This is a genomic window from Salinibacter grassmerensis (assembly GCF_947077765.1).
GTDB classification, from domain to species: Bacteria; Bacteroidota; Rhodothermia; order Rhodothermales; family Salinibacteraceae; genus Salinibacter; species Salinibacter grassmerensis.
Genome location: NZ_CAMTTF010000001.1, coordinates 285,124 through 309,127, shown reverse-complemented (window position 1 = coordinate 309,127; position 24,004 = coordinate 285,124). Strand labels below are relative to the sequence as shown.

Annotated in this window: 23 protein-coding genes; 15 read left to right on the top strand and 8 right to left on the bottom strand. The window is 65.5% G+C overall.

All coding sequences use genetic code 11. The features are described 5' to 3' along the window. The first annotated feature begins 28 nt into the window (after window positions 1–28). The 6 genes from OJB03_RS01185 (at window position 29) to OJB03_RS01160 (ending at window position 6,693) form a co-directional block, all read left to right on the top strand. Window positions 29–2,365 (top strand): S41 family peptidase, encoded by a 2,337-nt coding sequence (locus OJB03_RS01185; protein WP_263784509.1) that lies wholly within the window; start codon window positions 29–31, stop codon window positions 2,363–2,365. A 22-nt stretch (window positions 2,366–2,387) separates the two neighbouring features. Further along, window positions 2,388–2,666 (top strand): hypothetical protein, encoded by a 279-nt coding sequence (locus OJB03_RS01180; RefSeq protein ID WP_263784508.1) that lies wholly within the window; start codon window positions 2,388–2,390, stop codon window positions 2,664–2,666. An 8-nt stretch (window positions 2,667–2,674) separates the two neighbouring features. Then, window positions 2,675–3,367, top strand: a complete 693-nt coding sequence (locus OJB03_RS01175; RefSeq protein ID WP_263784507.1) for an ATP-binding cassette domain-containing protein — start codon at window positions 2,675–2,677, stop codon at window positions 3,365–3,367. Window positions 3,368–3,488: 121 nt separating this feature from the next. Further along, complete coding sequence (locus OJB03_RS01170) at window positions 3,489–3,665, top strand: (4Fe-4S)-binding protein (protein ID WP_263784506.1); 177 nt, start codon at window positions 3,489–3,491, stop codon at window positions 3,663–3,665. Between the two features lie 155 nt (window positions 3,666–3,820). Continuing rightward, on the top strand, window positions 3,821–4,810 hold the full coding sequence (locus OJB03_RS01165; RefSeq protein ID WP_263784505.1) for a cation diffusion facilitator family transporter: 990 nt from the start codon (window positions 3,821–3,823) through the stop codon (window positions 4,808–4,810). A 116-nt stretch (window positions 4,811–4,926) separates the two neighbouring features. Further along, entirely contained in the window at window positions 4,927–6,693 is a 1,767-nt protein-coding gene (locus OJB03_RS01160; protein ID WP_263784504.1) for a lytic transglycosylase domain-containing protein, read from the top strand. 15 nt (window positions 6,694–6,708) lie between these two features. Here OJB03_RS01160 and OJB03_RS01155 read toward each other — a convergent pair whose 3' ends face one another. The 6 genes from OJB03_RS01155 to OJB03_RS01130 all read right to left on the bottom strand — a co-directional run bounded on the left by OJB03_RS01155 (window position 6,709) and on the right by OJB03_RS01130 (window position 10,857). Further along, a complete protein-coding gene (locus OJB03_RS01155) occupies window positions 6,709–7,083 on the bottom strand; it encodes an NINE protein (RefSeq protein ID WP_263784503.1) in 375 nt (124 codons plus the stop codon). A 34-nt stretch (window positions 7,084–7,117) separates the two neighbouring features. Then, the gene (locus tag OJB03_RS01150; protein ID WP_263784502.1) at window positions 7,118–7,435 is read right to left on the bottom strand and encodes a DUF2752 domain-containing protein; all 318 of its coding nucleotides are present in this window, start codon (window positions 7,433–7,435) and stop codon (window positions 7,118–7,120) included. Window positions 7,436–7,528: 93 nt separating this feature from the next. Next, entirely contained in the window at window positions 7,529–8,422 is an 894-nt protein-coding gene (locus OJB03_RS01145) for an alpha/beta fold hydrolase (protein ID WP_263784501.1), read from the bottom strand. A 31-nt stretch (window positions 8,423–8,453) separates the two neighbouring features. Next, a complete protein-coding gene (locus tag OJB03_RS01140; protein WP_263784500.1) occupies window positions 8,454–8,918 on the bottom strand; it encodes a DUF4385 domain-containing protein in 465 nt (154 codons plus the stop codon). Window positions 8,919–8,960: 42 nt separating this feature from the next. Continuing rightward, a complete protein-coding gene (locus OJB03_RS01135) occupies window positions 8,961–9,965 on the bottom strand; it encodes a glycosyltransferase family protein (RefSeq protein ID WP_263784499.1) in 1,005 nt (334 codons plus the stop codon). 112 nt (window positions 9,966–10,077) lie between these two features. After that, on the bottom strand, window positions 10,078–10,857 hold the full coding sequence (locus OJB03_RS01130; protein WP_263784498.1) for a DUF3047 domain-containing protein: 780 nt from the start codon (window positions 10,855–10,857) through the stop codon (window positions 10,078–10,080). Window positions 10,858–11,303: 446 nt separating this feature from the next. Here OJB03_RS01130 and OJB03_RS01125 point away from each other — a divergent pair, with 446 nt between their 5' ends. From OJB03_RS01125 to OJB03_RS01085, 9 genes are all read left to right on the top strand, one after another. Beyond that, window positions 11,304–11,810 (top strand): hypothetical protein, encoded by a 507-nt coding sequence (locus tag OJB03_RS01125; RefSeq protein ID WP_263784497.1) that lies wholly within the window; start codon window positions 11,304–11,306, stop codon window positions 11,808–11,810. A 57-nt stretch (window positions 11,811–11,867) separates the two neighbouring features. Then, the gene (locus OJB03_RS01120; protein WP_263784496.1) at window positions 11,868–12,764 is read left to right on the top strand and encodes a hypothetical protein; all 897 of its coding nucleotides are present in this window, start codon (window positions 11,868–11,870) and stop codon (window positions 12,762–12,764) included. A gap of 46 nt (window positions 12,765–12,810) precedes the next feature. Beyond that, the gene (locus OJB03_RS01115; protein WP_263784495.1) at window positions 12,811–13,956 is read left to right on the top strand and encodes a glycosyltransferase family 4 protein; all 1,146 of its coding nucleotides are present in this window, start codon (window positions 12,811–12,813) and stop codon (window positions 13,954–13,956) included. A gap of 191 nt (window positions 13,957–14,147) precedes the next feature. Then, the gene (locus OJB03_RS01110; protein WP_263784494.1) at window positions 14,148–15,485 is read left to right on the top strand and encodes an arylsulfotransferase family protein; all 1,338 of its coding nucleotides are present in this window, start codon (window positions 14,148–14,150) and stop codon (window positions 15,483–15,485) included. Window positions 15,486–15,504: 19 nt separating this feature from the next. Next, window positions 15,505–15,780: a hypothetical protein gene (locus OJB03_RS01105; protein WP_263784493.1), complete on the top strand. Its 276-nt coding sequence runs from the start codon at window positions 15,505–15,507 to the stop codon at window positions 15,778–15,780. Beyond that, entirely contained in the window at window positions 15,777–16,160 is a 384-nt protein-coding gene (locus OJB03_RS01100) for a hypothetical protein (RefSeq protein WP_263784492.1), read from the top strand. Before OJB03_RS01105 ends, OJB03_RS01100 begins: the two co-directional genes overlap by 4 nt. Further along, window positions 16,157–17,230: a sulfotransferase gene (locus OJB03_RS01095; RefSeq protein ID WP_263784491.1), complete on the top strand. Its 1,074-nt coding sequence runs from the start codon at window positions 16,157–16,159 to the stop codon at window positions 17,228–17,230. The genes OJB03_RS01100 and OJB03_RS01095 overlap by 4 nt, the downstream gene beginning before the upstream one ends. Before the next feature lie 45 nt (window positions 17,231–17,275). Beyond that, window positions 17,276–18,265: a hypothetical protein gene (locus tag OJB03_RS01090; RefSeq protein ID WP_263784490.1), complete on the top strand. Its 990-nt coding sequence runs from the start codon at window positions 17,276–17,278 to the stop codon at window positions 18,263–18,265. A gap of 694 nt (window positions 18,266–18,959) precedes the next feature. Beyond that, window positions 18,960–20,582 carry a sodium/sugar symporter gene (locus OJB03_RS01085; RefSeq protein ID WP_263784489.1) on the top strand — a complete coding sequence of 541 codons (1,623 nt, stop codon included), beginning with the start codon at window positions 18,960–18,962 and terminating at the stop codon, window positions 20,580–20,582. Between the two features lie 92 nt (window positions 20,583–20,674). On the opposite strand, the gene fsa is transcribed toward OJB03_RS01085, so the two are convergent. Continuing rightward, complete coding sequence (fsa, locus tag OJB03_RS01080) at window positions 20,675–21,355, bottom strand: fructose-6-phosphate aldolase (RefSeq protein WP_263784488.1); 681 nt, start codon at window positions 21,353–21,355, stop codon at window positions 20,675–20,677. 100 nt (window positions 21,356–21,455) lie between these two features. Further along, the gene (gene tkt / locus OJB03_RS01075) at window positions 21,456–23,486 is read right to left on the bottom strand and encodes a transketolase (RefSeq protein WP_263784487.1); all 2,031 of its coding nucleotides are present in this window, start codon (window positions 23,484–23,486) and stop codon (window positions 21,456–21,458) included. Window positions 23,487–24,004: the final 518 nt, after the last annotated feature.

Sequence of the window (24,004 nt, the reverse complement as noted above, 5' to 3'; positions counted from 1 at the left end):
TCTCCCTCACGATGGCTCTGCCCAGCAGATGGCTCTACTCAGCAGGTTGCGCCGATCTACGCTGGTCGCCGCGGGACTCTTGTTTCTCGTCGGGGCCGCCGCCCTCACATACGCGTACCGCGACACGCTCGGCCTGGCCGAGCCGCCGCGAGACGAGCAGGTCGAAAACCTCCGCGCCTTCGCGAAGCTCTACGGGTACGTCCGCTACTTCCATCCCAGCGACGCGGCGGCGGGCACCGACTGGAATCAGTTTGCGATGTACGGCGCGCAGGAGGTAAAGAACGCTGCCAGCCGGGCGGAGCTCCGGTCGACCCTGGAGGGGCTCTTCAGGCCCATCGCCCCGACCGTGCAGCTGTACCGGGCTGGAAACGAGCCACCCCCACCCGCCGACGTCCTCACGCCGTCGGATACGGCGGGACTGAATCTCGTGGCCTGGCAGCACCAAGGTCTTGGTCTTCACAGCGACGGCCAACCGTACCACAGCGTCCGTATCAACGCGACGACGGACCCTGCCTCGGGCGGCACCTTCGAGGACGGACCATTCGCCTGGGCAACGAAGCAGTTTGATGCTCGGCGATTCCAGGGCAAACAGGTTCGGCTTCGAGCCGCTGTGCGTACCCTCGACCGGAAAAGCACAGGCCACCTCTACCTCCACGTCCCCCGCAGCCCAAACGACCCTCTAAGTGCCCCCATTTCCTCTCGCTCATGGAGCGTGCACGACCGGACAGTGACGGTTCCACCCAGAGCCAGTCAGTTCAGAGCGGGCCTGTTTGTACGAGACCCTGGGGCCACCCAGTTTGATGAGATGGAGCTCCTGGTTCGCGACTCGTCGGACGCCTCCTGGAGGCGTGTGTCCCTTGACAACGCAGGCTTTGAGTCCGGAACGACCCAGTGGAGACTTTCGGACAGTCCCGGAGTCCGGGCGTCTGCTACTACAGAGGACGCCTTCAGGGGGCGGCAGTCCCTGAAACTCAGCGTTGCGCCACCATCAGAACTGCAGCTATTCGAGGCCCACCCGCAACCGGGCGAAACGGCCAGGAAGCTAATTGGCCGGGGGCTTGCAGCACAAATACCACTCGCACTCTACGGCCGGGACGGGCGGACGCTACGACCAGATGGTACGCCCTCCCCCGATAATCTGCGAGGCCGACTCGGCTCTTTGGAGACATCGCACTCAGGCCCGGACTTCTCCTCGGCCAACGTGGTGGTCGCCTGGAATGTCTTCCAGCACTTCTACCCGTACTTCGACGTGGTTGATGTCGAGTGGGGCCGAGTGCTTACAAAAAGCCTACGCCGCGCCCTCACCGACGACACCCCAAAGGCATTCCAACGTACGCTCCAGCAGATGATCGCCCGTCTGAAGGACGGACACGGAAGGGTGTCTCCGTCTCCAGGGGGTGGCTCCGACTGGCCGATTCTTCTGGAGCGGGCCGGCGGAAATGTAGTGGTGGGGGACACTGCGCGCCCGGCCGGCATGGACCGTAGCATATGTCCTGAGATTGGCGATGTGGTCGTCTCCGTCGACGGAGCGCCGATCGAGGCGAGGCTGCGCAGGGCAAAACGCCATATCTCTGGATCTTCGCAGTACCGAGACGTCAGGGCGCTTCGGGATGTCGAGCACTACATGGACCCGTCGTCCGTCTCCCTTCTGCTTCGTCGTGAAGAAAAACAGATTGAGTGTTCGGTTCAACCTCGCCGCGCAGTCCCCACCGGATCGATGCAGACAGAGCCTCGCCCTGCGTCGTTCGAGAAGCTTTCCGATGGGATCTACTACGCAGACCTGACGCGCCTGCCTTGGAGCCGGATACAGGACCGGCTGGACACACTCTCCGAAGCGCGCGGGGTCGTGTTCGACATGCGCGGGTACCCGGAAGGCGGAATGCAGAAACTCCTTCCCCACCTGTCGCCCGATACGCTCCGGTCGGCCCACTTCGAAGTGCCGAAGATCATCTATCCAGATCAGGAGGAGATCGTGGGATACGCCGGCAGCCGGTGGACACTCCCCCCACGGACGCCGCAGTTTGCGGGCGAGGTCGCGTTTCTGACTGACGCGCGCGCCATTAGCTACGCCGAGAGCATCATGGGCATCGTCGAGCAATACGAGCTGGGCACGATCGTAGGCCAGCCGACCGCCGGGGCGAACGGAAACGTAAATCCGGTCTCCCTCCCCGGAGGACACAAGGCCCGCTGGACCGGCATGCGTGTCCGGAAGCACGACGGCTCCCAGCACCACCTCGTCGGTATCCGGCCCGACGTGCAGGTCGAGCGCACGATCGAAGGCGTTCAGAGTGGGAAAGACGAAGTGTTGGAAAAAGCACTAGAGGTGCTCCGGTCCAGCGAGCGTGGGGCCACTGCGCCCAACTGATCCGACCGTCCCACCACGCAGCATGATTTTCTACCTGGCGCGTAAGTACCTTGCAAACACGCTAGTATTTGCGGCCATCTTTGGGCTTTTTCCTATCCTCTTCGGCGGCTCGTGGACCGCTGTCCTCGCGCCCGCCCTGTTCTGGGGAAGTGCGGCGGCCGCCGGCTACACCTACTGGCGCTTCCGGAAAAAGAAGGTGTGGCCGCTATACGACAACCTCCGACTGTCGCCGGTCGTACTCCTCGGGGCGCTGTTTCTCGCGCTCCAGCCGCTCACCCTGGCGCTCGCCCTCTACCTGTAGGCCCCACCATGGACACCGACGCGGCCCTCGTTCTGGACGGGGTGTTCTACCGGGTTCCGGGCCTCAGCATCCTCCAGGGCGTGCATCTGAAGGCCTCCGCCGGAGCCGTCACCGGCCTTTTCGGGCGCAATGGCAGTGGCAAGACAACCCTACTGAAGGTGGCCGCGGGGCAGATTCAACCCAACAGCGGCCTCACCATCATCGACGGCACGCGCCTGCACAAGCCGTCGAAACGGCAACGGTTCGCGAAGATCGCCTACCTGCCCCAGGCGTCAATGCTTCCTGCGGACGCATCAGTGCAGGCCCTCGCCCGGAGTGCGGGCCTGTCGCCCGACCAGGTGCCGGACCGCCTCGCCTCATCCTTAAACCAAAAGGTGCGCACTCTGTCCGGGGGCGAGCGGCGGCTTTTGGAGGTCGCGATTGTGCTGGGCCTGGAGCGCGACTACGTCCTGCTGGACGAGCCCTTCACGGGCGTCGAGCCCCTCCTGATCGACGCCATCGGCCGGCGCATCGAGCAGGCGGCCGCACAGGGGACCGGCGTCCTCCTCACCGACCACTACCACCAGCACGTGATGCCCCTCGCCGACGACGCGTACGTCCTGCGCCAGAAGCAGTGTGCCCCCCTCAATGGAGACGCCGCCCTCCACGACCAACTCGTGGAGATGGGCTATTTCCAGGACGATGCGGCCACCCGCTCGTAGCCGAATCCAGCAGAGACGTCCGGGCGGTTTCCGGGCAAAGCCTCGTCGCGCGCCGGGCGAACGCCTCTCCCCTGCCTCCGTACCAACGGCGTTGATTCTTCCCCCCTTCACACCTCCTGCCATGGACGCCAACGTCTACACCCACGAGGGCAACGACGTCACCGTCACGTGGGATTGGGAACGCTGCACTCACGCCGAAGCCTGCGTGGAGGGCCTGCCGAGCGTCTTCGACCCGGAGCGGCGCCCATGGATCCAGCCCGACCAGGCCGACCCCGAGATCGGGTTCGCGGCCAGTTGACGGTCCTCCCTGTCAGGTTCTCCCTCCCACACGGACTGCCTCCCACAAACTCAAGCGGAAGCACGGGGGCGCGGGCGCTTGGGCTCCCTCCTCGCCCCCCTCCTCCGGCTCTCTCGCACTCCCGTACTCTCTCTCCACACCCTCACGCCCGACCTATGGCCTCGTCGAAGAAGGCGATCTACGCCGCCATCCTCGGCAACTTCGCCATCGCCGTCACCAAGTTTCTCGGGGCGGCCGTCAGCGGCAGCTCCGCGATGCTGGCCGAAGGCATCCACTCGCTCGTCGACACGGGCAACGGCGGCCTGCTCCTGCTCGGCATCCGTCGCAGCAAACGCCCCCCGGACGAGAATCACCCGTACGGCTACGGCAAGTCGCTCTACTTCTACACCCTGGTCGTCGCGGTGCTCATCTTTGGGCTCGGGGGCGGAATCTCCCTCTACGAAGGGATCCTCCACACACTCGACCCCGGCCACGGCGGCCCCGGCACCGCCTCCGTCCTCGGCATCACACTCGGCGGCCTCACCCTCAACACGATCGTCCTCGGCGCCGCCATCGTGTTCGAGGCCCTCGCCCTGCGCACCGCCCTCCAGGAGTTCAGGAAGCAGCGCGGCGACACGCCGTTCTTCGAGGCCATCGTGACGAGCAAGGACCCGACGACCTTCACCGTGATCTTCGAGGACACCGCCGCCCTGGCCGGCCTCGTCGTCGCGCTCGTTGGCATCCACCTTGCAAGTCTTCTGCACATGCCCGTGATCGACGGGATTGCCTCCATCATCATTGGGCTCATTCTATGTGGCGTGGCCGCCTTTCTCATCTGGGAGAGCAAAAAGCTCCTGATCGGCGAGGCGGCGTCCCCTGAGGTTCGGGACGACATTCGCCGCATGGCCCGTGCCGACGCGGACATCGCGTCGGTCGAGCGCCTGCTGACGATGCACATGGGGCCTCGCGCCCTGCTTCTGAACATGGACCTGCGCTTCCGCGACGACCTCGACGCCGACACCGTGGAGGGTGCCGTCGATCGGCTGGAACGCGCCATCCGGGAGGCCCACCCCACCATCCGGTACATTTTTGTGGAGGCGGGCGGGCTCTCACGCACACCGGCCGCGGACTCGGGGACTTCTTCGACCACCGGTCCGCCCTCGTAAACAATATTCACCGTCGGTGGCGGGGAGCCGCATTGACGATGGGCCGCGGATTCCGTATTCATCATCCTCCCCGTCCCCGGCCGCTCACGTTGTTCTTCTGTTCCATCTTCATCTCCATGTCGACCGTTCTCACCCGCGCTCTCTTCCGCGGCGGCTGCGCCGGCCTCGTTCTGCTGGTGCTTGCCGGCTGCGGCGGCTCGCTTTCCTCCCTCGCCCCGACGCCCGAGCCGGAACGGGTGCCCGAGGATACAATTCTGGTGGCGGACACCGACACCACCGCCCTCGACCCGGAGGTGGCCCGCCTGTACGTCCTGGAGTCGGAGCTTCTCGCCGCGGACGACAGTACACGCCGGGCCCACCTCCTCAACCAGGCCATGGCGGAGCTGGCCACCCTGCTCCGCACCCGGCCGGAGGCCCTTCAGCGGAACGCCGTCCGGTCGGTCTACGGGGGCCTCACGGCCGAGTACCGACGCTTCCACGGCTACCCCAGTGACCCGGACTCGACACTTCTGGCCCGGGGACAGATCTTCTCCGTCCGTGCTCGCCTGTTTGCCTCGCTCGACGACGTGGACAACCCGCTCCTGGAGGTGGAGCCCGTCCGGCCGGAGGCCGAAGTAGAGGGCGCCGAGATTCCAATGACCTCCAACCGGCTGGTGAAACAGAGCACGACCGCCCTGGAGGAGGACCCCAGCGAGCACGTCGACCACTGGCGGCGACGCGTACAGGTGTACGGGCCCATGATCGAGCACATCCTGGCGGAAGAGGACGTGCCCCAGGAACTGAAGTACCTCGCCATGATCGAGAGCGGCCTCAACCCCGACGCGCGGAGCTGGGCCGGCGCCGTGGGCATGTGGCAGTTTATGCCCAGCACCGGCCGGCGGTACGGCCTCACCGTGAACGCGTGGGTCGACGAGCGGCGCGACCCGGAGAAGGCCACCCGGGCGGCCGCCCGGCACCTGGGCGACCTCTACGACGAGTTCGGGGACTGGCACCTCGCCCTGGCGGGCTTTAATTGTGGGGCCGGCTGCGTGCGCTCCGCGCTCCGCCGGGCCGACGCCGAGGACCCGTCGTACTGGGACGCCCACGAGTACCTGCCGCGCGAGACCCAGGGCTACGTGCCCATGTTCATCGCCGCGGCCCGCGTGATGGAGAACCCCGAGGCGTTCGACCTCGCCCCGCCCGAGGCGGGCTCGCCGCTCGCCTACGACTACGTGCCGGTGCACGGAAGCCGCCTATCGCTTCGCACCGTGGCCCGCCTCGCCGACACCACGCGCAGTGCCATCGAGTCGCTCAACCCGGAGCTGCGGCGGGGCCGCGTGCCGCCCTCTAAAGAGCGGTACTACGTGCGCATTCCGCTGGGCAGCTACCCACGGTTCGCCTGGAACTACGCCGAACTGCCGGACGAGAAGAAGCAGCCGGCCACCACGTACGCGGTGCGCGGGGGCGACACGCTCTCCGAGATTGCCGTGCGCTTCGGCACCTCCACCGCTACGCTGAAGCGGCTCAACGGCATCGACGGGGCCATCATCCGCCCGGGTGAGCGCCTGGTCGTGCCGGTCCAGGAATACGCGAGCGCCCTCGGCGCCGCCGACCAGCAGCGGCCCCTGCGCGTGCAGTACGACACGTCGCCCCCCACGCGCCCGCTCGACGCGATCGAGACGGCCCGTGCCGCCCCGCCGGACACGACATCCCCCCCGTCCGACGCACCTCCCGCCTCTCGTCCCCAAACGGCCTCCGCCGCCACGACCTATCGCGTCACCCGGGGCGATACGCTCGGGGAGATTGCACAACGGTTCGGCGTGTCCATCCGCGACCTTCAGGCCTGGAATGACCTCAGTGACACCCGCATCCGCCCCGGTCAGCGCCTGCAGATTCGCGACTAGCCCGGCTAAGCGGTTCTACGCGTCGTCGGCCCTCGTGTCGTACACGGTGCGGACCGTCTCGGCGACCTCCAGCGCCACGTCCCGGTTGTAGCGGAAGGCAAGGTCCTGGTACTTGATGACGTCGTAGATCGTCCCAATCACGCACAGCCCACCCGTGAAGAAGTAGACGAGTCCCAGCGCAAACTCTTCTGCGTAGAACCGCTGCAGCCCCGCGGCGCCGATAAATCCCACCGCCGCGAGAATCAGAAGGTGGGAGGGGTCGCGGCGGCGCGACCGGTAGATGCGCGCGAAGTGCTCGGCTTGCGCATCGCTCATGTCGTTGAGCAGGCGGGCGACCTCGACCTGTTCGTCGCCTTCAAGTTCGGGGAGGTGGCGGAGCACTTTGGACATCGGAGGGGAGACAGTAGTGCGAAAAACAGGAGGGTCAGCGGCCCAGTCCGGACGTCGTCCAACACAGCGACACGACATGAGCCGCGAGCACGCCGACGACGGGGGCGGCCAACGGGTGTGCGCTCCACGACGCGCCCCAGTGCCCACGGGCCAGGTGCGCGATGGCCGTCCCGAGGCCGTCGCCGGGACACGGAAGGCCGAGCTGCTCAATCAGGCACAGGTTGATCCCGCCGGGGGCCTGGGGATTGATGCTTGCCGCGGCGATCAGGGCCGCCGTCCAGAAGACCGCCTCAAGCGGTACGGCTCGAAGCCGCTGGACGACCGGCCCCACTGCATCCTGAACGGTCGGCATGAGAGACGGACGGACCGAATGAGAATTCTGGGCTCTACCCCTACCACGTGTCGGGCCCGTTAACTGTTACGGCCACGCACGCCATCTTTGCTCTTACGTCTCCAGGTGGTCGAGCAACAGCCGATTGACGGCCGTCGGGGCGTCGTGCTGCACCCAGTGGGTGGCATCGTCGAGCACTCGGAGGCGCCCGTCGGTGCACATCGCGGCGCTGGGGGCCGCCATCTGCCGGCTGAGGGCGATGTCCTGCGCGCCCCACACCACGAGCGCCGGCACGTCGATGGCCCCGGACGGCGGAGAACTGCGCAGTGCCCGGCGGGCCGCGGCCCGGTACCAGTTTAGCATGCCCCGAAGCCGGCCCGGTCGGCGCCATGCCCGGCGGTAGGCCGCGAGGTCCGCCTCGGTGAACGTGCCGGGGTGCCCGCTCCACCGCAGCATCGTGGCAAGTCCCTGCCCGTCATTGCGCCCGAGCAGCCACTCCGGCAGGCCGGGCACCTGAAAGAACAGCGCGTACGTGCTCCGCAGCAACTGCGCGGGGCTCGTGCGGAGCGTCTCCCGAAAGACGTGCGGATGGGGCACATTGAGCACCGCGAGACGCCGGAGGCGCTCCGGGCGGGCGTGGGCGAGGTGCCACGCCACCATCGCCCCCCAGTCGTGCCCCACAACCGAGGCCCGGTCGTGGCCCGTGGCGTCGATGACCGCGCACACATCGTCCACGAGGGGCTCCAGATCGTAGGCGGCGACGGCGCGCGGCGCCTCGCTTCGGTTGTAGCCGCGCTGGTCCGGCACGACGACACGGTAGCCCGCCTCGGCGAGGGCCGGGATCTGACGGCGCCACCCGTACCAGAACTCGGGGAAGCCGTGCAGGAGCACGACGAGCGGGCCATCCCTGGGGCCCGCCACCCGCACATGCAACTGCACACCGCGCGTCTGCACCCAACGGCGGTCGAGGGGGACCGGGATCTGCTCGGCGGGATTTCGTTGTGGCATAGGGGCGTCTGGGGACGGGGGGTGCGGACTGTTACTCGGCCATGGGACTCGCGTCCGGATCGTACACCTCGTTCTGGTGCCGCTCTTTCAGGCGCTCGTACTCGGGGTCGTCCGTAAGGGCCTGCCACGCGTCGCGGAAGATAATAGCCGCCGCTCGTTTCTCGGGGTCGGCCCACTGTTCGGGGGCCCGCTCGGTGCCGTCGTCCTCGTACTTCCGCCCGCCCGGATACTTCGCGTACCGCATGGCCCGCGTGAAGCCCATCTGCAGGTACTTCCGCGCCATGTCCATGCCCACGAAGTCGTCTGCGGCCCGGTACTGCTCGTACGCCCCCCGGAGGGCCTCCACCGCGGCCTCCGCGGCGGCCTCGTCCTTGAAGCCCCAGTCCGGGAGCAGCTCGTCCTTGTACGGCTGCACCTTGAACACGCCCTGTTCACTGGAGTCGTACCGGTAGGCCTCCGGGTGGGCCCGGAAGTCGGTCTCGTGTGCGCCCGCCATGGCGCCCTTTTCGCTTTTTGGAATGCAAGTCGCAGGGGCCTCTCACTCCGCGGACCCCGAGTCCGAATTTTGGGGCGTTACCTGTCGGGGCCGGGTGCGCTCGTCGGTGAGCCGGGCCCAGGTGCGCTCGGTGAACTCCTGGAACGTCTCTTTCTGGTGGAGCCACCCGAAGTGGAGCGCGTACGGCGTCAGTTCCATGTACTCGCCGGCCCTTGGCAACGACTCGGCCACACTCAGCAGGGCGTTGCGCAGCGACGCGTTCGAAATGCCGCGGAGGCTGTACACGAACTGGTTGGTGTAGAGGCGATAGGACACCTCATTGAAGTCCGGGTCGTGGTCGGTCAGGCTGTCGATGTAGTCGAGCTGCGGGCTGTTGCGCCCCTGCAGCCACGGGAATACGTGCAGGTCGAGCTTGCTCATGGCCAGTGCAATGCTCCACTCGCAGGTCTCTTCACTGCGCCCCTCGTCGAGTCGGCTTCGGAAGTGCGTCTCGTCCATCCGATTGAGGAGCGCCGCGGCGGCCTCGTCCACTTGTCGGGTGCAGGCGTTGTCCTGGGCGTAGATCATGCCTGCCTGCACGCGGGGCAGCCGGGTGAGGCCGAGCCGGCGCAGCGTGCGGCGGCGGCGCCCCAGCAGTATGTCGATGACCACCCCGAGCCCCTTCGGCCCCCCAAAAAAGTGATCGGCGTTCTGCAGGCCGGTGGCGGTGAACGGGAAGGCCGAAAACTGCCGCCAGAGGGGATCCGGGTTGCGGCACCACACGATGTCCGCGTCTACGAAGAGCGACCGCTCGAAGGCCTTGAAGCGGTGGAGGTGATGCTTGAACCCAACGATGGACCGGTGCTCCTGAGGCAGGTCGCCGAGCACGTCGAAGTGTGCATCCAGCCCCCGACGCTCTAACAAGGCCTGGTGGTGCTCCGGGCAGAAAAGCGCCACGGGCCGGTCGGGATCGTGCCGACGAAGCGTGTGGACCGACGCCACGACGTGCTTCACGTACCGATCGGGGCCGTAGCTGTGAAGGACGTAGCCTTCGCGGGGGGAGGACATGAAAACAGAAAAGGCAAGCCGACTTGACGGGACACGCCCTTCAAGACCCGTGCCCCGTTGATTGGTCCGTGCTCCCCGGGCCAGCCACGCGGGCCAGACGTGCGGGGCCTCCTCACCGGGCCGGGAGCAGTTCGATGTCGTCGACGTCGACCTTCGCCTCGTCGCCGGTGGTGTCCGAGTCGCTCCACAGGGTGATCGACACCGGCCGATCGGGGGGGCGCTCGCCAAACACCTGCCGGTAGTCGTCCCGGATGCGCCGCTGGACCGTCTTCCACTCCCCCGTGCGCGGCTCGCGGGCCGAGTCGACGACGATGACCTTCAGCGGCCCAAAGGAGACCGTCGTGCCGACCGGAAGGGAGGAGCTGTAGGTGTACTTGATGCTCTTCGGCCGCCCTAGCCAGTCGGACCCGAACGTCACGTACACCGCCCCCCCGGTGTCGTTCTGGTCCCGCTCGCTGGCGCCCTCCGGCAGCTGGTGGGCGCGCCAGCGCCACTTGAGGCGGGGGTGGTCCTTCAGGTTCCACTCAAAGTCGACGCCGTTGCGCTTTGTGTAGCGCAGCGCCTCGCCCTCCGTGACGAGCTGAACGTAGCGGTTGCCGTCTTCCTCCCGCACCTCCATGATTTCGCCCGGATCGCGAGTCTCCTCGTACGACCGGATGTTCTCATCCGACTCTACGAACACCCATCCCTCAGGAAACGTCCCCGGCGCATCGTCTTCAAAGTTATCGACAATCGTGGGTGCCAGGTCTTCGTGGGAGGACGTGCTCTGTGCGCGTCCAGTTACGGGAAAGGAGAGGGCGACCCCCAATGCCACCACTCCGATCCACAGCCCTAATTGCTGAACCGCCCTGCCAGAACGCGTTGAGTGTGCCCGCAGAACAAAGTGGGTCATGTAGAGGAATATCGTTGGGAAGCAGTAAGATTTTTGTCCTTACCATAGCAGTGTTCCGTCTAGTATGTCGCATCCGACCCCCTAGAAGTAACGGGACCGGGTACCGGAATGCTGCTCTTCTTCTTATCCCTCGACCGCGAAGTGCCCCGCACATCCGCATGCGCTTGACTCCTCCACGTCCCCAACCGGAACGTTTACACCAAATTCTGAGACCAATTGCCCACCCGCCCTCGTCTCAAACACCCTCATCCTCGTGCCTGTCTGCGGACCGGACGGTTTGACTTCCACGTTTCGCTGTGCTGAAACTTACGGTGATGCGCCATCGATGTCTTTCCGGGGATGGCTCTCCTCGGTCTCCCAGGTGAAAGATCACCCGGCGCCAAGCGCCAGACCAGCGGCGTCTCCTTTCCCGACAGGATCTCTTTCAACAGCCGACTTCGTGCCCCATGGGTTTCCCGAAGCGTGCTCTTCAAATTGTGGGCGGGGTGTTGGTGGTCTACGCCCTGCTCGTAGCCACCCACCTCGGCGAGTTCTGGCCTTTCAGCATTTATCCGATGTTCTCGCAGGCGGGCGATCCCTGGACCCGGGCGATGGTCCGCGAAATGCCATCCCAGGCCGACCCCGATACCCTTTCCTGGGACGCGGTATCGCTTCAGACCCTTCCCGGGACGTCCTATCCGTTGGCCCCGAAGGGCATCAACCAGAACGACGTGGCCAACTACGTGTCGAAGACCGACCAGTGGACCAGTGAGCGCGTACAGGGACTACGGAGTCTCTTCACCAAAGGGCGAACGCTCTCGGCACCGCTGTTCATCTTTCGGGTACGGGGCGAACTGGTGTCGGATTCCGTGGCGGTTACCGCCACGCCGGTGCTTCTCTTTGCCCCCGATACAACTCGGCTCAACCCCTCCCCAGCGGCCCGCACGGTGGCCTCTGCGCCTCCTCCCTCCTGATCCCTTCTCTGTCGGTTATCGGTCCGCTGTGTTTTCGCCTTTCCCGCCGTCGCCTCCATGTCTACTCTCTCTCGCATCTCTCACACACTCCGCCATGAACTTTTCGGTGGCCTCGCCTCGGATACGCCCGGGACGTGGCTCTACTTTCGGGGGGTAGAGCTCTTCCTTCTGACGTATACCGTCTACTTCTGCTGGAACTGGGGGGTGTACATCCAGCAAAATATCAGCTCGGTACTACTCCCCCTGGGCCTGGCGAATTACATCGACGTGTCTTTCATGTTCGACCACAACGTGGCCCTCATCAACACCGTCCTGGTGGGCGTGCTCGGGCTCGTCGGCTTCTTTCGGCTCTGGCGGCCGGCCTACCTGCTGGCCCTCTTCGCCTTTCACCTGCAGTATGTGGCCCGGTACAGCCTCGGTGAGATCTCGCACGGATCCAACCTCGTCGGGATGGGGATACTCGGGCTCGGGATCGCCCTGCTGGCCTTCCGGAGCGAAGAGCGCCGGCGCCGCTTTACTTTCGGCTTCCTGTACTTCTTCATCGGGCTCGGCTACACGTCCGCCGCCGTCTGTAAGCTCATTGGAACCGGCATCACGTGGCCCGACGGCCGGCATCTCCTGATGTGGATCGGCGAGCGAAAGGTGGATACCCTCTCCAGATTTGGGGCCTTCGACCCGTCGGTCCTGCAAGAAATGGTGCTGCACGACTACCACTTCGGGACCCTCTTTCTGCTGGTCGGCCTCCTTACCGAAGCGATTAGCTTCTTGATGTGGTGGCGCAAACTTCGGTATGTGGTGGTCATACTCGTGGTGGGGATGCACATCGGGATCCTCCTGACGATGAACATCTTCTTCCACGCATCCACGTATCTCCTCATCCTGCTGAGCCTCCCGTGGCATCACATCATCGATTACGTGATCGATCGCTTCCGGACGCCCGTGCCGTCGGCGTAGTCGGCTTGTCCCCCGTCCTCTGTTCTGTTCTCATCTCTCGCGTCTTATGCGGCTCTTGTTCGTGACCCAGGATTTCCCTCCGGACGTCGGGGGGATTCAGACGTACTCCTGGGAGCTGGCAACCCGCCTTGCCACGCGGACGGAGGTCCTCGAGGTTATCGTCCCTCACCGCCCCTCCGCCGAAGCGATCGACCGGGCCGTCTCCTTCCCCGTCACACGGGTTTCAGGACGGCCCGACCTGTTGCCAGTTGCCGCCCTCCCCTCCGTCATCCGGCGGGCTGCTCGTCTGCGGGCCGACGTTTCCTTTCACGCCCAGTGGCAGACGGTCGGGGCGTCCGTACTTGCCCGATGGCTGACCGGCTACCCGCGCCGCATCGTCTGTGCCGCCCATGGGCGCGAGGTGCTCTTCAACCCGCTGTCGGGACTGCCGGGAGCGCGGGCGGCGTACGATCGACTGCGGCGGTGGACGCTGGCCCAGCCCGACGCCCTCCTCCCGGTGAGCCGGTACACGGCGGGCCTCCTTCGGGACCGGGGCGTCCCGCCGACCCGCCTCCACGTGGTTCCGAACGGCACGAACCCAAACCGCTTCTGGCCTCGGGGCGGCACGGCCCTTCGCGACCGGCTCGGAATCGGCACCCGCCCGATGCTGCTCACGGTGGGCCGCCTGGTCCCGCGAAAGGGCGTCGACACGGTCCTGCGGGCCCTCCCCCGAATCGTCGCATCCGTGCCGGATGTCCAGTATGTGGTCGCCGGCACGGGTCCCGACCGCAGTCGGCTGGAGCGGCTGGCCGTCCGGAAGGGTGTGCGCGACCGCGTTCATTTTGTCGGGTACGTGGCCGACGCCGCACTGCCCTTCTACTACTCTGCGGCCGATCTCTTCGTGATGCCGGCCCGCGAGGCCCCGCCCGACGTGGAGGGATTCGGACTCGTCTTTCTGGAGGCCAATGCCTGCGGCACACCCGCCATCGGAGCGCGGTCCGGGGGCGTCCCCGACGCGATCGTCGACGGGGAGACCGGCCTGCTCGTGCCCCCGTCCGCGCCGACCGCTCTGGCCTCCGCCCTCGCGTCCCTGCTGCACACTCCGGAGCGGATCGCGACCTTGGGTTGCCAAGGCCGTGCACGCATCCTGCGCACGGCCAACTGGGAGGAGGTCGCACGGAACGTCCACGCGCTGTTGGCGGAAGGGGCATAGCACGCACCCTCTACGGAGGGCTCGACGCCACATCGTCTAGCTTGGCCGGGCGGCCGCCGACTGTCTCCCTTCCGTATCAGCAGGCACAACATCCTTGTAACAACAGTTGCCTTCGTCACCTCACTTTGCATACATTTTGTGAGAGGTAGTCTAATCTTCCGCAAAGTCTGCTAGCCCTCCCGTCGTATTTGATGCAAAGCACCCCTTCGAAAATTTGGTTCGTTGCCTCGGTGGCACTGTTGGCCTTTCTGGTCGGCTTCGCAGTGCGGGCGGCGCGGGTGCCTCCCAATGACTTTCTGAAGCAGGCGTGGATGCAGGCCCGGTCGGCGGTCGCCCCCCCAACGTTCTTGAAGTCCAAGGTGCACAACCGCAGCGGCGTCCGGCTCGCCGACCCGGACGCAGTGCAGGACGGCGTAACCCTTCTGACCTCTACGTGGCAGGGCCCGGACGGCTGGTCGCCTCGCGTTCGACTCATCAACCGGGCCGGCGATGTCTTGCATGAATGGCGGATCGACGAGACGGCCCTCTTCGCCGACTCCCTCGATTTAAGCCGAAAGCATTACCTTCACGGATCCCACCTGCTTCCCGACGGAGACGTCCTCTTCAATGTAGAGCACGGGGGGACGGCACGCGTAGATGCCTGTGGCAACGTGAAGTGGCGTCTGCCCATCGGCACACACCACTCCATCGACCGGGCCGCGGACGGATCGTTTTGGATTTCCGACATTACCCAGTCCCCTCGTCCGGCGGGCACCGCCGTGCGCGACGACGATTCCGGGCTAAAGACGGCGTACCTCGACCGGCTCACGCACGTTTCTCCAGACGGACAGGTGCTCCGCACCATCAACGTGCTCAAGGTGCTTTACGCCAACGATCTGGCCCGCTACATCAGCAAGTCTTTCATTGCGGGCCGTGTGGAGGACCCTGCGGCCCGCCTCCCCGGGGCAGACCCAACCCACCTCAACGACGTAGAGTCTTTGTCCCCTTCCATGGCCGAGGAGTACCCGCTGTTCGAGGCCGGGGACCTGCTGGTTTCCCTGCGCAATATCCATCTCGTGTTCGTCCTCGACCCCGAGACGGAAACGGTGAAGTGGCATGCCTCCGATCCTTTTACCATGCAGCACGACCCTGACTTCATCGGCGACGGCTGGATTGGAGTCTTCGATAACAACCGGGACTTCACGGCCCGGGGCACCATGCAGGGCGGAAGTCGTGTCGTGGCCCTCCAGCCCCACACAGACTCTACGGAGGTGCTCTTCCCCACGCCGAAGTCCAACCCCTTCTACACAGAGGCGGGAGGAAAGTGGCAGATGCTGGACAACGCCAACTTGCTTCTGACCGAAAGCCACGCGGGGCGGGTCTTGGAGATCGCCCCGGACGGGCGCACGGTTTGGGAGTGGACCCACGCCCCCCATGGTGACTCAATGGTTCCTGCGGTGCAGGAGGGGACCCGGTACGACCTTTCTCCCGACGACCTCAGCGACTGGCCCTGCTCTTCGAAAGATTACGTTCGCACGCCAACATCATAATCGCTCAACCAACACCACCATGAGTACACGATCCGCACCTCGATTCCTCGTCGCCGTTGTCGCTTTCACGCTTCTTTGCCTGGTGCTTCCGGACAGTGCCTACGCGTACGGCGGCCCGGGAAGCGTAATCTCAGGTATCGGGGCGCTTCTCGCGGCGATTGCGGCCCTTCTCGCCTCCCTCTTCGGCTTTATCTGGTTTCCCCTGAAGCGCCTCCTCCAGAGCACGACCGACGAGGAAACGGAGCACGCAGCGTCAGCAGCTTCACCATCGGACAAGGACCCGTCGGCCGAATGAACACCGTCCTCGCCGCCGGCGTCGTAGTCGGTTTTGCCCTCATCATCGAGCGCCTCCACCTTCCCGGGCACGCCCGTGAGGTAGGGCGGCACAGCACCACCTGTCTTCGGGTGCTTCGCGACGATTCCCTGGACGACGCGGCGAAGGAAACGGCCCTGCAAAACCGTGCCCGACAGCTTTTTGGGCTGTTGGGGCGCCTGGCAGGGGGGAGTGCCCTCGCACTTGGCCTTCCCCTGGGGGGCGTTTGGCTTCTCAGCCATGCAGGCATCGGCTCGTTTGGCGAGACCTTCGCCACCCTGCAGCGAATTGATTTTCTCGCCGTCACGACGGCCGTGGGGCTGCTCGCATACGTCCTCGTTCAACGCACTCGCGCATCATGACCTTCGAGGACCGCTACGGATGGCTCGATCGGCTTCTCCACCGCACGGCCTTCCGCACCGGCACGGCCCAGCACGCCCTGTCCGACGTGGAGAACATTCTGTACCGGGATGCCCTCAGCTCGATCTCGGTCGACGACCCGGTCTTTATCACGGCGCTCCCCCGCTCAGGCACGACCATTTTGCTGCGCCTGCTGTGGAATACGGGCCGGTTTGCAAGCCACACGTATCAGGACATGCCGTTTCTGCTGTGTCCGCTGTTCTGGGACCAGTTCTCCAACCAGTTCGATGGGGGGACCCAAACGACCGAACGGGCGCACGGGGATGGGCTTCAGGTGTCGGGCGAGAGCCCCGAAGCCTTCGAGGAGATGATCTGGAAGCACTTCTGGCCAGAGGCGTACCGGGGGAGTTGTATCCACCCCTGGTCGGCTGACGACCACGACCCTGAATTCGATGCCTTCTACGAGTCTCACATGCGCAAGGTCGTGGCCGTACGGAGGGAGACCCCTTCGGCCGATTTGCGCTACCTCTCAAAGAACAACCTTAATATTGCCCGCCTCGGGGCTCTACCCCGGCCGCTCGAGAACGGTACGTTGTTGATCCCTTTCCGGGCCCCACTTCAGCAGGCAGCCTCCATGCTTCAGCAGCATGAGCGCTTCCTTCGGCTCCACGACGACGATGACTTCGTGCGGGAATACATGGAAGCCATCGGGCACCATGAATTCGGGCACGGCCTCTGCCCTGTAAACTTCGGCGGCTGGGTCGACAGCGCCCCCGAACCCACGTGCCTCTCCTTCTGGGTCCAGTACTGGATTGCTGCCTACGAGCATGTACTGGCCCACGCCGACGAAAATACTGTTCTTCTCTCATACGATCGTCTCGTCGACGAACCGCGCACAGCCCTTTCTCGTTTGGCTGGTCTCATTTCCATGGATTCACCCCCGTTCACCGGTCAGGCTGATCAGTTGCGCCCGGCCCGCTCCCATTCTGTGGAGACCGCCGGCCTTTCTTCGGAAACGCAACAGCGCGCCGCTGCGCTACACGATACGCTGAAGCAGCGCGCTGCCCTCTAATCTCGATCGCCCTCCCCGTCTCTTTCGCTCGGCTCTTTGGGCTTCATGCTCCAGCGGTTCTACGACGCCCTATCCTCCCTCCGTGCCCGCTGGACTCGGTTTGCCGAAAGCAAGGCAGGAGCGTGGATTCTGACCGGCCTCCGCTGGCTGTTCATAGGGGGAATCGTGGCCTATCTGGCCTACGAGCTCACGACCATCGGGTGGGGGGAGGTGGCGCGCTCCCTCCCCGCCACGCCCTGGTTCTACGTCCTGCTGCTGCTGATGTACGGCACCCTGCCCCTCACGGAGGCGGTCCTCTACGGCACGGCCTGGGGCGCCCACTACCGCGACCTCCTGCCGGTCCTCTTCCGAAAGCGGGTCCTGAACAACGACGTGCTCGGCTACTCCGGAGAGGCCTATTTCTACCTCTGGGCCCGCCGCGAGACCAATCTGGGCACGGGAACCGTGCTCCGCACCGTGAAGGACAACGTGGTGATCTCCTCGGTCGCGTCCACCAGCGTGGCCTTTGGGCTGCTGGCCGTGTTCTTCCTCACGGGCCAGATCGAACTGCTCCGCCAGTATTTGCCGTCGGAAGCCTACACGCTCGGGGCCGGCGTCGCCGTGCTGATTATCCTCGTGAGCGTCGTCGTGGCCTTTCGGCGCTCCATCCTCTCCCTCCCGTCGTCGCTGCTCTGGCTTTTCGCCGCCGGCCACTTTGCTCGCTTCGTCCTCAACAATGGCCTGCAGGTAACGCAGTGGGCCGTCGTCATCCCGGAGGTCTCGGCGGGCACCTGGATCACCCTGCTCGCGCTTTACATCGTGATCCAGCAGGTCCCGTTCGTGCCATCCCGGGGCCTCGTGTTCATGAGTGCCGGCGTCGGCCTGTCCGGACCGCTCCAAATTCCGGAGGCGCCCCTCGCGAGCATGCTTCTGGCCCAGAGCCTGCTCGACCGCGGCCTCAACTTCCTCGCCTACACGGGGACGACCGCCGCCGAGGCGGTGGGGGACGACATGGAGGACCTCGACGACCTGTCGATCCCCGAGGAAATTGAGTAGTGTGCAGGACGTCCAGGTCCCATGACTTCCGCTGCGCTCGCCCCGCCCGCCCGGGCGAAGTGCGTTCGGGGTCCAAAGCCAACGCACTCGCCGGGATGCGGGCTGGACATCCCAACCAGGGCCCGGGATGCAGCGACGGGCCGTACGGGGACCGGGGGCGGGCCGACAGGCCAGCACCTCCAACTCTTCGCCGAACCGGTCCGCGTACGCCTCCGCCAGCGCCATTCGGTCAAATTCGCTCCCGAACGCCTCGTCAAGGGCACATGCAGTGGCCACCTCCAGGGCCGCGCTGCTGCTCAGTGTCCACGCCCTCTGAAATCTGTGAGCACGGACCTTTGCCCGACAAGGGCCCGGCAAGGAGGGAAAATAATTTCAGTAGTCGGCCCGGACAGCGATTGATGTGCACCTCCGCGCTCTGTCCATTTTTCATTTCCACAGGCCGTCCCTCGGGGCCGGTGCAATATCTCTGCCCGAGGCATCCACACCGGCGGTGTAGGTCCCTCACCGACGAATGCAGGCTCATTTTTGCCTATCGCGCCCCCGGCTCCAGAGGTCGTGCTGCTGCTTTATTTTCGCCAACGGTCGCCCTCCCCCTTGCGCCTGCGCTTTGGGAGCGCTTTTTTGGAGGCGCTCGCTCGGAACTGGAAGCGCGCCTTCACTTCTCTGTGTCCATTTCACCACTGCGCACTGATACATGGACTCCGCCGCCGTTGCGTTCACGACGCTGGACTACCTCATCTTCGGCGTCTACCTCTTCGTCATCGTCGGCCTCGGCCTCTGGGTGTCTCAGGAGGAGGAGGGGGAGGAGAAAGACAGTGCCGACTACTTCCTGGCCAGCAAGGCGCTCCCGTTCTGGGCGATCGGCTCCTCACTGATCGCGGCCAACATTTCCGCCGAGCAGTTCATCGGCATGAGCGGCTCGGGCTTTCGGGTGGGCCTGGCCATCGCCTCCTACGAGTGGATGGCAGCGGTGACCCTACTGGTGATCGCCTGGTTCTTTCTCCCGATTTACCTGGAGAAGGAGATCTACACGATGCCGCAGTTCCTGGAAGAGCGCTACGACGGGCGAGTACGGATGCTGCTCGCCATTTTCTGGCTGCTGGTGTACGTGTTCGTGAACCTCACCTCCGTGCTCTACATGGGCGGCCTGTCGATCAACGTCATCATGGGCTTTCCGCTCTGGGCGTCGGTCTTCGGGCTCGCCCTCGTCGCCACCGCCTACAGCCTGTACGGGGGCCTGAAGGCGGTGGCCTGGACCGACGTGGTGCAGGTGGTGGTGCTGGTCGGCGGGGGGCTTCTCACGACCTGGGTGGCGCTCGACGCCTACGGCGGCAGTGAGGCCGGGGTCATCGGGGGCTTCACGCAATTGATGGGCGACGCGGGCAATCGCTTCAACATGATTCTGTTCGAGGGGGAGCTGATGTACCGCAACGACGAGGGGCAGCTGCAGGATGCCTACCAGCTCCTTCCCGGCCTGAGCGTGCTGCTCGGCGGCCTGTGGGTGGCCAACCTGTTCTACTGGGGCTGCAACCAGTACATCATCCAGCGTGCCCTGGCGGCCAAGAGCCTGAAGGAGGCCCAGCGCGGCCTGGCCTTCGCCGCCTACCTGAAGCTGCTCCTGCCCCTCATCGTGGTGGTGCCGGGCATCGTGGCGTTCGCGTTGGACGCCCCCATCCAGCGGGGCGACGAGGCCTATCCCTGGCTGTTGGGCGAGTACGTGGGATCTGGCTTCCGTGGGCTCGCCTTCGCGGCGCTGGTGGCGGCAATCATCTCGTCGCTGGCGTCGATGATGAACAGCGCCTCCACGATTTTCACGATGGATCTCTACCGCAACTACACCAGCCAGGAGACGGTGTCCGAGCGGCGCCTGGTACGGATTGGGCGGGCGGTCGCGCTGGTTTGCATTGTGGTGGCCGCCGCCCTGGCCCCACAGCTAGCCGACCTCGACCAGGTCTTCCAGTACATTCAGGAGTACACCGGGTTTGTGAGCCCCGGGGTGCTGGCCATCTTCGTTCTGGGCCTCTTCTGGAGCAAGGCAACCCCAAACGCGGCCCTGGTCTCCGCGGTCCTGAGCATTCCGCTCTCGGCGGCCTTCAAGTTCTGGACGCCGGGGATTGCGTTCCTGAACCGCATGCTGATCGTGTTCTTTATCTCCGTCGCCCTGATCGTCGCGATTTCCCTGGTGGAGAACAAAGGGGAGGACCACCCGAAGGCGATCGACGTCGGAAGCATCGAACACGAGCGAGACCCAATTTACAACGTGGCGGCCTTTGGCATCCTCGCCATCACCGCCGCGCTCTATGCCTTCTTCTGGTAGGGCGCTCGCTCACGGTGACGCGTCCGCGGGGCGGGACAGAGTTCACCCCCATGACGCCCTGCGGGCCCGCAGTGCGGTCGTTGCGGGTCACACTACGCCGTCGGAGTGGCGGGCTCCTCGTCTCGGGTTTCCCTGTAGTCCTCCCAGTCCTCCAGAAAGCGCTCCAGCCCGCGGTCCGTTAGCGGGTGCTCCAGCAGGGTCGTCATCGTCTCGAACGGCATCGTCGCCACGTCGGCGCCGGCCAGGGCCGCCCGTTTCACGTGGGTGGGGTGTCGGATGGAGGCGGCAAGGATATCGGTCTCAAACTCGTAGTTGTCGTAGATCTGCACGATCTCCTCGATTAGGCCCATGCCGTCGGACGAGATGTCGTCGATGCGCCCGATGAACGGACTGATGTAGTCCGCCCCGGCCTTGGCCGCCAGCAGGGCCTGCGTCGGCGAGAAGCAGAGCGTGCAGTTCGTGGGAATCCCCTCGTCGTCGAGGGCGCGGAGCGCCTTGATGCCCTCTTTGATGAGCGGAATTTTGACGACGACGTTATCGTGGATCTGGGCCAGGGTGTGGGCCTCCTCCATCATGCCGTCGAACTCCGTCGCCGTCACCTCCGCGGACACGTCCCCGTCGACGGTCTGGCAGATCTCCAGCACGCGCTCGTGGAAGTCCACGTTGCCCTCCGCCTTTACCAGGGAGGGGTTCGTGGTGACCCCGTCGAGCACGCCCATGTCGTTGGCCTCGCGGATTTCCTCAAGGTTGGCGGTGTCTACAAAGAATTTCATGGTGCGTCGGGTTTGATTGACCTGAGAATGTGTCTTGCTGAGGAGTCAGGGGGCGGGCCGATCTCCCCCACCCGGCGGGCAGGGGACAGGCCTCGTGACCTTACCCCTGTACCAGTGTTCGGGCTTCCTCGGCGACCCGCTCGGCGGTCAGGCCGTACTTTTCCATGACGGTTTCTCCGGGCGCCGAGGCCCCAAACCGGTCCACACCGATCGCGGTGCCGCCCATGCCAACGTAGCGCTCCCATCCCTGCGTCACCCCCGCCTCGATCGAGACGCGCGCCTCCACCGACGGCGGCAGCACCTTCCGCCGGTACGTCTCCGACTGGGCCTCAAACAGCTCCCATGACGGCATCGACACCACCTGCGCCCCGATGCCCTCCGCCTCCAGATCGCGGGCCGCCTGCAGGGCGCAGGTCACCTCGCTCCCGGTTCCGATCAGCACCACGTCCGGCTGGCCCGCCGCCTCCCGCAGGATGTAGGCGCCTCGGTGCAGCCCCTCCGCCGTTGTCAGCTCCGTCCGGTCGACGATGGGCAGGGTCTGCCGCGTCAAGGCCAGCGCCGTCGGCCCGTCCGTCTGGGTCACGGCCGCCCCCCACGCCTGGGCCGCCTCGTTCGCGTCAGCCGGCCGGATCAGGGTCGCCCCCGGAATTGCCCGCAGGGCCATCAGGTGCTCAACCGGCTGGTGGGTCGGCCCATCCTCCCCGAGCCCGATTGAGTCGTGGGTAAACACGTACACGACCGGCTGCTCCATCAGGGCACTCAGCCGGAGGGACGGCCGCAGGTAGTCGCTAAAAATCAAAAACGTACCGGCGTAGGGCTGAATGCCCCCGTGCAGGGCCATCCCGTTCGACAATCCCGCCATCGCGTGCTCCCGCACCCCGAACCGGAAGTACCGCCCATCAGGGCTGTCCTTCTGAAAGTCCCCGCGCTCCTCCACATCGGTCTTGTTCGACCCGGTGAGGTCCGCCGAGCCCCCGATCAGGTATCCCAGCTCCGGGGCCAACTCCTCGAGGGTCAGGCCGCTGGCCTTGCGGGTGGCCAGTTCCTCCCCCGTCTCCGCGGTCGGTTCAAACGTAGGAAGGGTCTCCTCCCAGCCCTCCGGCAGCCCCCGCGCCATCCACCGGTCCATCCGGGCAGACTGCTCGGGGTGGGCCTCCGCGTAGCCCTCACGGAGCGACTCCCACTCGGTCTGGGCCTCTTCCCCCTCGGAGACGGCCTCCCGCATGTGGTCGTAGACTGGGTCCGGGACGTAGAACGTCTCGTCGGTGGGCCACCCGAGGGCCTCTTTCGCCCCGCGCACCTCCTCCTCGCCCAGGGGCGCCCCGTGGGCCGCAGCGGTGTCCTGCTTGTTTGGGCTTCCGTAGCCGATGTGGGACTGGACCCGGATCAAGGAGGGACGCTCCGTCTCGGCCTTCGCCTCTTCAATGGCGCTGTCGACCGCCTCGAGGTCATTGGCATCGTCCACGTGGGCCACGTGCCAGCCGTAGGCCTCAAAGCGGGCGGCCACGTCCTCGGTGAAGGCCAGATCCGTGGACCCATCGATCGTGATGTCGTTGTCGTCGAAGAAGTAGACGAGCTTGCCCAGCCCGAGGTGGCCCGCCAAGGAGGCGGCCTCCTGCGAGATGCCCTCCATCAGGTCCCCATCGGAGCAGATCGCGTAGGTCCGGTGGTCGAAAAGCGGGAAGCCCTCTTCGTTGAACTCGTCGGCCAGAAGCCGCTCGGCGATCGCCATGCCGATTCCGTTGGCGAAGCCCTGCCCGAGCGGGCCGGTCGTCGTCTCCACACCTTCTGTGATGTGGGCCTCCGGATGGCCCGGCGTCCGGCTCCCCCACTGCCGAAAGTCCTTGATCTCCTCCATCGAGAGGTCGTACCCGGTCAGGTGCAGCAGGCTGTACAGAAGCATCGAGGCGTGGCCCGCCGAGAGCACGAACCGGTCCCGCCCCGGCCACTCCGGGTCCTTCGGGTTGTGCCGCAGGTGCCGCGTCCATAGGACGTAGGCCACCGGCGCCAGCCCCATCGGCGTTCCCGGATGGCCGCTCTGGGCCCTCTGGACCGCATCGGCCGACAAAAACCGAATGGTGTTGATGGTCTGCGTCTCGATGTCTGTCTCCTCAAAAAGGTCCGTGGCCATGGAGTATTGCTGTGTGTTGGAGTGTGGGATCAAACTGCCCCCCAGAGAATAAATCGCTCCTCGGATGGGACGGCCGGGTCGCAGGGAGCCAGCCCTCCGCCCGCCTGCCGCAGGCAGAAGCAGGGCTGGGCATTGTCTCTACCAGCTTTGGTACGATACAACCATCGTACGATACAAAAGGCAGGCATTCCCGTTCGCCACGGGGACAAGAGCGTAACGCGTGCCGCCCCGCACGTGGTTTTGGTTTGCGGGATGGGAAAATCGACCAACGGCATTATAGGAGTTGGTCTCGTAGGATTCGATTACTTTTCCGTGATCCGCCCGTCCCCCCAACCTCGATATCGGGGGCGTGCCCTCGACACCAGCACCAGTCCGCGCTGACCAACCCGTCAGGGGTGCACGCCGTGAGGGTCGGGACCTGCCCTCCGCCCGCCTCGTTTGGGAGAAGCAATACCCAGGCTGTCTGCCCGGTGCATTCAGCCTTTGCGTCTTACTCACGCTGTTCTGTCGACTGTTTT

Bases quoted from the DNA above. Each gene is read 5' to 3' on its own strand.
- OJB03_RS01135 (WP_263784499.1), bottom strand. From the start codon at position 9,965: ATGTCCTCCCCCCGCGAAGGCTACGTCCTTCACAGCTACGGCCCCGAT.
- OJB03_RS01140 (WP_263784500.1), bottom strand. From the start codon at position 8,918: ATGGCGGGCGCACACGAGACCGACTTCCGGGCCCACCCGGAGGCCTAC.
- fsa (WP_263784488.1), bottom strand. From the start codon at position 21,355: ATGAAATTCTTTGTAGACACCGCCAACCTTGAGGAAATCCGCGAGGCC.
- OJB03_RS01120 (WP_263784496.1), top strand. From the start codon at position 11,868: ATGTCTACTCTCTCTCGCATCTCTCACACACTCCGCCATGAACTTTTC.
- OJB03_RS01085 (WP_263784489.1), top strand. From the start codon at position 18,960: ATGGACTCCGCCGCCGTTGCGTTCACGACGCTGGACTACCTCATCTTC.
- OJB03_RS01175 (WP_263784507.1), top strand. From the start codon at position 2,675: ATGGACACCGACGCGGCCCTCGTTCTGGACGGGGTGTTCTACCGGGTT.
- OJB03_RS01160 (WP_263784504.1), top strand. From the start codon at position 4,927: ATGTCGACCGTTCTCACCCGCGCTCTCTTCCGCGGCGGCTGCGCCGGC.
- OJB03_RS01155 (WP_263784503.1), bottom strand. From the start codon at position 7,083: ATGTCCAAAGTGCTCCGCCACCTCCCCGAACTTGAAGGCGACGAACAG.
- OJB03_RS01110 (WP_263784494.1), top strand. From the start codon at position 14,148: ATGCAAAGCACCCCTTCGAAAATTTGGTTCGTTGCCTCGGTGGCACTG.
- OJB03_RS01170 (WP_263784506.1), top strand. From the start codon at position 3,489: ATGGACGCCAACGTCTACACCCACGAGGGCAACGACGTCACCGTCACG.
- OJB03_RS01095 (WP_263784491.1), top strand. From the start codon at position 16,157: ATGACCTTCGAGGACCGCTACGGATGGCTCGATCGGCTTCTCCACCGC.
- OJB03_RS01115 (WP_263784495.1), top strand. From the start codon at position 12,811: ATGCGGCTCTTGTTCGTGACCCAGGATTTCCCTCCGGACGTCGGGGGG.
- OJB03_RS01185 (WP_263784509.1), top strand. From the start codon at position 29: ATGGCTCTACTCAGCAGGTTGCGCCGATCTACGCTGGTCGCCGCGGGA.
- OJB03_RS01090 (WP_263784490.1), top strand. From the start codon at position 17,276: ATGCTCCAGCGGTTCTACGACGCCCTATCCTCCCTCCGTGCCCGCTGG.
- OJB03_RS01130 (WP_263784498.1), bottom strand. From the start codon at position 10,857: ATGACCCACTTTGTTCTGCGGGCACACTCAACGCGTTCTGGCAGGGCG.
- OJB03_RS01100 (WP_263784492.1), top strand. From the start codon at position 15,777: ATGAACACCGTCCTCGCCGCCGGCGTCGTAGTCGGTTTTGCCCTCATC.
- OJB03_RS01145 (WP_263784501.1), bottom strand. From the start codon at position 8,422: ATGCCACAACGAAATCCCGCCGAGCAGATCCCGGTCCCCCTCGACCGC.
- OJB03_RS01165 (WP_263784505.1), top strand. From the start codon at position 3,821: ATGGCCTCGTCGAAGAAGGCGATCTACGCCGCCATCCTCGGCAACTTC.
- OJB03_RS01105 (WP_263784493.1), top strand. From the start codon at position 15,505: ATGAGTACACGATCCGCACCTCGATTCCTCGTCGCCGTTGTCGCTTTC.
- OJB03_RS01125 (WP_263784497.1), top strand. From the start codon at position 11,304: ATGGGTTTCCCGAAGCGTGCTCTTCAAATTGTGGGCGGGGTGTTGGTG.
- tkt (WP_263784487.1), bottom strand. From the start codon at position 23,486: ATGGCCACGGACCTTTTTGAGGAGACAGACATCGAGACGCAGACCATC.
- OJB03_RS01180 (WP_263784508.1), top strand. From the start codon at position 2,388: ATGATTTTCTACCTGGCGCGTAAGTACCTTGCAAACACGCTAGTATTT.
- OJB03_RS01150 (WP_263784502.1), bottom strand. From the start codon at position 7,435: ATGCCGACCGTTCAGGATGCAGTGGGGCCGGTCGTCCAGCGGCTTCGA.